Genomic DNA, 2,469 nt, shown 5'->3' on the forward strand with positions numbered 1-2,469 from the left:
CGGGTTTGGGTTAGCAGAATATATAGATCATATTAATGCAGGTCTCCCATTCGACATATGCTATACTCTTGAAGAAAATAATTGGCGAGGAAAAAAGAATTTACAATTAAATATCAGAGCAATCCGATATTAAAAATATATTTGTAATCAAACGATTAACGCACAAATGATATTAAAGGCCGAACATCTAGTCAAGAAATATAAACAACGCACAGTTGTGAATGATGTATCTTTTCATGTAGAACAAGGAGAGATTGTCGGATTGCTTGGGCCTAATGGCGCTGGAAAAACAACATCATTTTATATGATCGTTGGACTCATTAAACCTAACGACGGGCATGTGTACCTCGATGACCAAGAGATCACACAAGACGCCATGTTTCAGCGTGCTCAGAAAGGAATCGGTTACCTTGCGCAAGAAGCGTCTGTGTTTCGAAAACTATCGGTAGAAAATAATATTCTAGCCGTGTTGGAAATCCATTACCCAAATAAAGAGGAACGTTTAGCAAAACTAGAGGAACTGCTCACCGAATTCAGCTTACATCGCGTCCGTAAGAACCGCGGTGATTTACTTTCTGGGGGTGAACGGCGCCGTACAGAAATTGCACGCGCACTAGCGGCGAATCCACACTTTATTCTCTTGGACGAACCTTTTGCAGGGGTTGACCCAATTGCAGTAGAAGAGATACAAACGATCGTCTCTAAACTTAAACGTAAAAATATCGGGGTATTGATTACGGATCATAATGTTCAGGAAACACTCTCCATTACTGATAGAGCATACCTATTAACAGAGGGTAAAATAATGCTTACTGGAACTCCGGAAGAGATTGCCGACAATGAGCTAGCTCGTAAATTCTACTTAGGAAGACATTTCGAACTTAGACGTAAAAAACTATAAACCCTAAAACATGTCGTCTGCAAACAAATGGAACTATTAAACTCTCTATTCACATGGCTAATGAAAAAGCGGATCCACCAAATCGAGCTTTTTATGAAATATCCGCACGATGTTCAAGATGAGTGGTTTCAAAGCCTAATAACTACTGCAGAAGCGACCGAGTGGGGTAAGAAATATGATTACAACAGCATACTTACTCCTGATACCTATAAAGAAAGAGTGCCTATTCAGGAATATGAAGATATCAAGGGTTATGTCGACCGAATGATCAAAGGTGAACAAAATCTAATTTGGCCATCAGATATTAAATGGTTCGCAAAATCTTCAGGAACCACATCAGATCGTTCTAAATTCATTCCGGTAAGCATGGAAGCCCTAGAGGACTGCCACTATCAGGGCGGGAAAGACATGCTTTCCATCTACTGTCACAATAAGCCTGAAAGCAAGATGTTTACAGGAAAGTCCGTGGTAATCGGCGGATCATCCCAAATTAACAATTTTAATCCCGATTCATACAATGGAGACCTTTCTTCGATTTTAATTCGAAACCTACCTTTTTGGGCAGAATTCAAACGTACGCCGAATCTTGAGGTCACATTAAATCCAAATTTTGAGGAAAAAATAGAACAGATTGCCCAAATAACAATAAAAGAAAACGTAACCAGCCTAGCCGGGGTCCCAACATGGAATATTGTCATGGCTAAACGTATTTTAGAAATAACCGGCAAAGACAACCTGTTAGAGGTGTGGCCTAATTTAGAGTTCTACAGTCACGGAGGTGTAAGCTTTAAGCCTTATCGCGAGCAGTTCAAGCAACTAATCCCTTCGGAAAACATGTATTATCTTGAAAACTATAATGCTTCTGAGGGCTACTTTGGGATTCAGGATCGTGAAGACGCCGATGATCTTCTTTTAATGCTTGATTATGGGGTGTATTACGAATTTCTGCCTGTCGAATATATCGACCAGGAGCATCCGCAAACACTCCGTCTAGACCAAGTGGAGCTAGATAAGAACTATGCTCTAATTATATCCACAAATGCAGGTTTATGGAGATACAAGATTGGCGACACAATCAAGTTCACGAATCTATCTCCCTATCGTTTTCAGATTTCTGGGCGTACCAAGCAATTTATCAACACATTTGGTGAAGAGCTTATTGTCGATAATGCTGAGCAAGCGCTACAGATTGCCTGTAAAACCACAGGTGCAATCATAAAAGATTATACTGCTGGCCCCGTCTATTTCAGAGACAAAGAAGCAGGTGCACATGAATGGATAATTGAGTTTGAAACTCAGCCTTCAAATTTTCAAGATTTTTGTCAGAAACTTGATGAAACACTACGCGAAGTAAATTCGGATTATGACGCTAAACGTTATAAAAACATGGCTCTTGCGGCGCCTATTATCCATAATGCGTCAAAGAATACATTCTACAACTGGATGAAATCCCGGGGCAAACTCGGGGGACAAAACAAAGTTCCTAGATTATCGAATGATCGCATTTATCTAGAACCTCTGTTAAAACAGCTTCATTTAGAAAACTAAATTTAGTTTTAAGCCTATTT

At 39.8% G+C, this 2,469-nt stretch carries 3 protein-coding genes; all 3 read left to right on the forward strand.

Going from position 1 to position 2,469, the window contains the following annotated elements; genetic code table 11:
- Positions 1–133 (forward strand): hypothetical protein (locus HP439_RS18725; protein ID WP_172391847.1); only part of this gene is annotated, 133 nt, incomplete at its 5' end.
- A 33-nt stretch (positions 134–166) separates the two neighbouring features.
- On the forward strand, positions 167–901 hold the full coding sequence (gene lptB, locus HP439_RS18730) for an LPS export ABC transporter ATP-binding protein (protein ID WP_172391848.1): 735 nt from the start codon (positions 167–169) through the stop codon (positions 899–901).
- Positions 902–928: 27 nt separating this feature from the next.
- The gene (locus HP439_RS18735; RefSeq protein ID WP_172391849.1) at positions 929–2,449 is read left to right on the forward strand and encodes a GH3 auxin-responsive promoter family protein; all 1,521 of its coding nucleotides are present in this window, start codon (positions 929–931) and stop codon (positions 2,447–2,449) included.
- Positions 2,450–2,469 lie beyond the last annotated feature (20 nt).

Origin of the sequence: Sphingobacterium shayense (assembly GCF_013179575.1) — a bacterium.
In the GTDB taxonomy this organism is placed as follows: Bacteria; Bacteroidota; Bacteroidia; order Sphingobacteriales; family Sphingobacteriaceae; genus Sphingobacterium; species Sphingobacterium shayense.